We start from the raw sequence: 6,463 nt of genomic DNA on the forward strand, positions 1-6,463 counted from the left end.
TTTATCATTTATGAATTCTAATTTCCTGTTACTACTTTTGCAAAACGGATTACTTTATCTCCTAAAGTGTATCCTGTTTCAATAACGTCTACGATTTTTCCTTTCAAATCTTCTGATGGAGCAGGGATCTGAGTAATCGCTTCATGGAAATCAACATTAAAGCTGTCACCAGCCTTTACTTCCATTGTTTGTAAGCCTTTTTCAGTAAGTTTATTCTTGAATTTCTGATAGATAAGCTCTACACCTTGCAGGTCAGCCGGATTTCCGTTTTTAGCGATTTCTTTTAAAGCTCTTTCAAAATCATCCAAAACTCCTAACATTGAAACCATCATTTCCTGGTTGGCATACTGGAAGAATTCCATCTTCTCTTTGCTCGTTCTTTTTTTATAGTTTTCGAATTCAGCATACAATCTGATGTAACGGTCTTTTTCCTCTGCCAAAAGTTCCTCTGGCGAAGGAGCAGCTGTCACATTGTCCTGAGACGTTGCGTCATTCTGAACAGTGTTTTCTTCCTGATTATTGATGCTTTCTTCGTTAATATCCTGGTTTTCCATAATTCAATATTTATTTACTGATTGTTTGACAAAGAGCCTGCCAAATCCAAAATCTGGACATTAAGGCAGAAAAATGAGTGGCGGCGAATAGTGAATAGATCAATGCGCTACGCTTGTGAATTTGTCGTAGTATGAGATTAATAATTGACTTTACAAAGCAAAAATTGACTATTGACTATTCACTTGTCAATTGTGAATAAGTCAATCCGCTTCGCTAGTGAATTTGTTATAGTGTGAAATTAAAAATTGACCATTGACCATTCACTTGTCAATTGTGAATATGTCAATGCGCTTCGCTTGTGAATTTATCGGGATGAAGTGTAGTTTAAAAGTTGACTTTGCGTAGCAAAAATTGACTATTGCCTATTCACTTTAATAATAGTAAAGATGTCAATCCGCTACGCTAGTGAATTTGTCGTAGTGTGAAATTAAAATTGACTTTGCGAAGCAAAAATTGACTATTGACCATTCATTTAATAATAGTAAAGATGTCAATCCGCTACGCTTGTTAATTTGTCGTAGTATGAGATTAATAATTGACTTTGCGCAGCAAAAATTGACCATTGACCATTCACTTGTCACTTGTGAATAAGTCAATCCGCTACGCTAGTGAATTTGTCGTAGTGTGAAATTAAAATTGACTTTGCGCAGCAAAAATTGACCATTGACCATTCACTTGTCAATTGTGAATATGTCAATGCGCTTCGCTTGTGAATTTGTCGTAGTGTGAAATTAAAATTGACTTTGCGCAGCAAAAATTGACTATTGACTATTCACTTGTCAATTGTGAATATGTCAATCTGTTTCGCTAGTGAATTTGTTGTAGTGTGAGATTAAAAATTGACTTTGCGAAGCAAAAATTGACTATTGACCATTCATTTAATAATGTCCAATAGTCAATTTAAAAACTATAGTTTGTATTTTCTATTCTCCTGTAAACGTCTGATACAGCAGATACAGATTTAAAACAATGATAATGATGGAAATAATCCATACACAGATTTTAAGGAAAGGCTTATTGGCAAATTCACCCATTTTGGCTTTATCATTGGTAAACATCACCAATGGAACAACGGCGAAACTCAACTGCATGGATAGAATTACCTGGCTTAAAACCAATAATTCAGTAGTTCCCTGTTCTCCGTAAAGAATGGCAACAATAAGTGCAGGAATTACAGCAATAAGTCTAGTGATCAATCTTCTCAGCCACGGTTTTAATCTGATGTTCAGGAATCCTTCCATTACGATCTGCCCGGCAAGAGTTCCAGTCAATGTAGAGTTTTGTCCGGATGCTAATAAAGCAATGGCAAACGCAATACTTGCCATAGAAGCTCCAAGAATAGGAGTCAACATTTTATAGGCATCATGAATATCAGCCACATGTTCGTTTCCTGTAGTATGGAATGTAGCGGCTGCCAGAATAAGGATTGCTGCATTGATGAAGAAAGCAAGCATTAATGAAACTGTGCTGTCTATGGTGGCAAATTTTATCGCTTCTTTTTTTCCTTCAGTGTCACGGGTATAATCTCTGGTCTGTACAATACTGCTATGAAGATACAAATTGTGAGGCATTACCGTGGCTCCTAAAATTCCGATGGCAATATAAAGCATAGCTGGATTCTGAATAATTTCTTTTTGTGGAACCAAGCCTCCCAGAATCTCATTGAAAGCAGGTTGTGAAATGACAATTTCATACACGAAACAAGCCAGAATAATGAATATAAGACCACCTACAATACTCTCAATCCATCGGAAGCCTTTGGCCTGAAGTAAAAGAATAATCAAAACATCTACCGTTGTAATGACAATTCCCCAGGTTAGTGGGATATGGAATAGCAGGTTCAGTGCAATGGCTGAACCAATAACCTCGGCGAGATCACAGGCGGCAATCGCAATTTCACAGAATACCCACAGAATAAAATTGGTAGTAGGGCTAAAGTGGTCTCTGCATGCTTGTGCAAGATCTCTTTCTGCAACAACTCCCAGCTTTACAGATAAGTGCTGTAAAACCATTGCAAAAATATTGGAGATAAGAATTACTGAAAGGAGTGTATATCCAAACTGGGCGCCTCCGGCAATATCGGTAGCCCAGTTTCCGGGATCCATATAACCTACAGCAATCATCAGTCCTGGTCCTGCAAATGCCAGATATTTTCTCCAGAAAGTAGCATTTTTAGGTACTTTTATAGATGAATAAACCTCTGATAAGGAATGGTTTGTTTTATCTTTTCGCCAGGCGCTTTTTATATTGAAATTCATAAATGTTAGAAATGACTAACAAATTTAATTAAATAAATGTAAACAGAAAAATCATAGCATAAAAAAATCCCGGAAATTGATTCCCGGGATCTAATTTTTATTAAATCTAAAGACTATTTTGCAAATCTTACAGACATTTTTCTGTCAGCAGCTCTTTCAGCATCAGAAGCTTTTGCATCTACTTTTGCAAATTTACTTCCATAGCCTTCTGCTTCTAGAACCTGAGCACCAACTCCTGCTTTTGCTAAAGCAGCTTTGATGAATTCAGCTCTTGCTTTTGACAGTTTTACGTTGTTAGCTTCATTTCCTGTTTTGTCAGTATAACCTCCGATTTTGATTTTTGCATCAGGGAAAGCTTTCAGGATAGCCACTAAGTTATCCAGCTGTCCTTGTGAACCTGCTTCAAGTTCAGAAGAACTTCCCATTTTGAAATTAACATGATCGAAATCGTACCACTTATCTTTCAATGCTGAATCATCAGCGGCGTTTTTGTATCCTCCGGATTTCAGGAAGGTAATCATCTGATCTTCCATTCCTCCTTTGTAACCTTTTAACATCACTCCGTTAAGATCAATGTTTTCATCTGTCTTAGCTGTTGCAGGAGCAGGAGTTGCTGTTCCTGTAGCAGCTGCTGTATCTGTCGTTGAGCTGGTAGCTGCAGAATCAGACGTAGTGGTCGTAGTTGTAGTTGTCTGTTTTTTCTCACACTGTTTCCATAAGAAATAAGCAGCGGCTATCAATAATAAAAGCGGAAGCAACCATTTCCAGATTGAACCTCCGCCTTGATTATTATTGTTATTATTTTCAAATCGTTCTCTCACTTCTCTAGCTCCTTCGGAAACATTTTCTCTTGCTGTAGCAACACCTTCTGCAAGGTTATCTTTAGCAGTAGAAGTTACTGAAGAAACTGTTTCTTTCGCCTGACCAAACCAATTTTCAGCTCCTAATCCAAAGGAAGCCAAAGAAAGACCTGCCGGCAATAAAGAAGAAATAATGCCTTTCTGATCATTCAGTAAGCTGGAAATACCTGAAGCACCCAAATTATTGTCTGCTGCATATTTTCCGACAGTGCCTACTGTAGCTCCAGTCACCAGGTTTAACAAAGAACCTGCAGAGGTATTGCTGACTCCTGAAAAACTGGCAATGGAATTCACTAATGCACTTACTTTATCTCCAAAAATTGAAGACAACAAGTTCGAAATAATAGGATTGCTGGACGAACCACCTAATAAGTTTCCTAAAATTCCACTTGAAGAGGCTTGTGTAATAGCATCCACAACGCCAGGCTTATCTGCGTTATTGGCTAATCCACCTACTACAGCAGGTAATAATCCGCCAATTGCTTTAGAAATACCGGATTCACTTTCTCCAAACTGCGATGCAGCCTGTGAAACTAAAGCGGGACCTAATTGTCCTTTAATTAAATCAATGACATTTAAAGACATAATAATAAATTTTTTTGATTAATGTTGAGATAAATTTAAACAAAAATCCGTCCAAATGTCACTTTTTTTTGAATATTTCTTCAAAAATTAACGATTTTTTTCTAAATCATTAAAATTATTAATAAGCTTTTGCGAATAATACACGTCTCTTAGAAGGTTTTCCGGAAATTAATGAAATTCCTTCTTCTACATCATCATCCAAAGGAATACATCTGATGGTTGCCTTTGTTTCATCTTTGATTTGTTCCTCTTCTTCAGCTGTCCCATCCCAGTGAGCATAGATGAATCCACCTTTCTCTTCAAGAACTTTTTTGAATTCTTCATACGTATCCACTTTCGTGATATTATTTTTTCTGAATTCAAATGCTTTGTTGTAAATATCTTGCTGAATTGTTTTCAACAGATCTTCAATATAAGAATCAATTCCTTCAATAGAACGAACTTCTTTAGTCAGATTGTCTCTTCTTGCGATTTCCACTGACTTATTTTCAAGATCTCTTGGTCCCATTGCAATTCTAACAGGAACTCCTTTCAATTCATATTCTGCAAATTTCCATCCTGGTTTGTTCTGAGTATCATTATCAAATTTTACAGAAATTCCTTTTGCTTTCAGCTTAGCCTGGATATCTAATGCCATTTCACTGATTTGTTCCAATTGTTCATCACCTTTAAAGATCGGAACAATTACTACCTGAATCGGTGCCAGAGTAGGAGGCAGTACCAATCCGAAATCATCAGAGTGTGTCATAATCAAAGCTCCCATCAAACGAGTGGATGTTCCCCATGAGGTAGCCCATGCATGTTCTATCTTTCCTTCTTTATTGGTGAATTTTACGTCAAATGCTTTTGCGAAATTCTGACCTAAGAAGTGAGATGTTCCTGCCTGTAAAGCTTTTCCATCCTGCATTAATGCTTCAATACAATATGTTTCATCAGCTCCTGCAAATCTTTCAGATGGTGTTTTTAATCCTTGAATTACCGGCATTGCCATAAAGTTTTCTGCAAAATCTGCATATACTTTATTCATCTTTTCTGCTTCTTCAACAGCTTCATCTTTTGTAGCGTGAGCGGTGTGACCTTCCTGCCATAAAAACTCTGCGGTTCTTAAGAAAAGACGTGTTCTCATTTCCCAACGAACAACATTCGCCCATTGGTTGATCAATATTGGTAAGTCTCTGTAAGACTGAATCCAGTTTTTGTAAGTATTCCAGATGATTGCTTCTGAAGTAGGACGAACAATAAGTTCTTCTTCCAGTTTTGCATCCGGATCTACAATCAGCTTGGAAGGATTGTCCGGATCGGTTTTTAATCTGTAGTGGGTAACAACAGCACATTCTTTTGCAAAACCTTCTGCATTTTTTTCCTCAGCCTCAAATAAGCTCTTGGGCACAAAAAGCGGGAAGTATGCGTTAACGTGACCTGTTTCTTTGAATTTTTTATCCATTTCATCACGCATTTTTTCCCAGATCGCATAGCCATACGGTTTGATCACCATACATCCACGCACGCCTGAGTTTTCAGCTAAATCAGCTTTTACAACCAGCTCATTATACCATTTGCTGTAATCTTCGCTTCTTGAGGTTAATTTTGCCATTATTTTTTAAAATTTTTTTAACTTTTGTACATTATTGTTATCTAAAAATAAAAATCTATTTTTGATAGATTTTTTTACCAGTATTTTGGTACATTTTTGGTACAGATTGCAAATATAATTTAAATTAAAAATTTTTACGTTATCATGAAAAGAAATATACATAAAAATTTGCTTGGTCTGCTAAGATCCAAAGGGGTGTTGGCTATATCAGGCGGATTATTACTTGTGTCTTGTGGTGCTCAGATGGGAGGGTATAGCGAGACCGATGGGGTGTATTACGACCCCAATAAGGATACGCTACCTGAAGGAGTTATCATTAATGATAGCGGAAACAGAGTAGGAGAATATTATGACTACTATCAGGATTCCAATGTAATTCAAAATGCACAAACGAATTCCAGAGAGCAGCAAAACAGATATAATGACTGGAGTAATACCAATACAAACTGGAACTCCAATGCTACAGATTCAGATTGGGGACTTTATGCAGGTTCTCAAACCAACTATTATGACAACTCATGGGGATGGGGATCTCCTTGGGGCTGGTATGGTGGTTATAGCCCGTATTGGGGCTGGGGTATGAACCGTGGCTGGGGCTGGGGTGCAAGTAT

The 6,463-nt window shown here is 37.2% G+C and carries 4 protein-coding genes and 1 pseudogene; 1 reads left to right on the forward strand and 4 read right to left on the reverse strand.

Annotation, left to right across the window (positions count from 1 at the left end):
• Positions 1-17 precede the first annotated feature (17 nt).
• From CQ022_RS19725 to proS, 4 genes are all read right to left on the reverse strand, one after another.
• Positions 18-554 carry a nucleotide exchange factor GrpE gene (locus CQ022_RS19725; protein WP_105683999.1) on the reverse strand — a complete coding sequence of 179 codons (537 nt, stop codon included), beginning with the start codon at positions 552-554 and terminating at the stop codon, positions 18-20.
• Positions 555-1,478: 924 nt separating this feature from the next.
• Positions 1,479-2,813: an Nramp family divalent metal transporter gene (locus tag CQ022_RS19730; RefSeq protein ID WP_105684000.1), complete on the reverse strand. Its 1,335-nt coding sequence runs from the start codon at positions 2,811-2,813 to the stop codon at positions 1,479-1,481.
• Between the two features lie 113 nt (positions 2,814-2,926).
• Positions 2,927-4,258 carry an OmpA family protein gene (locus CQ022_RS19735; protein ID WP_105684001.1) on the reverse strand — a complete coding sequence of 444 codons (1,332 nt, stop codon included), beginning with the start codon at positions 4,256-4,258 and terminating at the stop codon, positions 2,927-2,929.
• 118 nt (positions 4,259-4,376) lie between these two features.
• Entirely contained in the window at positions 4,377-5,852 is a 1,476-nt protein-coding gene (proS, locus tag CQ022_RS19740) for a proline--tRNA ligase (protein ID WP_105684002.1), read from the reverse strand.
• 144 nt (positions 5,853-5,996) lie between these two features.
• On the opposite strand from proS, the pseudogene CQ022_RS19745 reads away from it, so the two are divergent.
• Positions 5,997-6,463, forward strand: a pseudogene (locus CQ022_RS19745) (prolyl-tRNA synthetase); the annotation flags it as partial.

Origin of the sequence: Chryseobacterium culicis, assembly GCF_002979755.1 — a bacterium.
In the GTDB taxonomy this organism is placed as follows: domain Bacteria; phylum Bacteroidota; class Bacteroidia; order Flavobacteriales; family Weeksellaceae; genus Chryseobacterium; species Chryseobacterium culicis_A.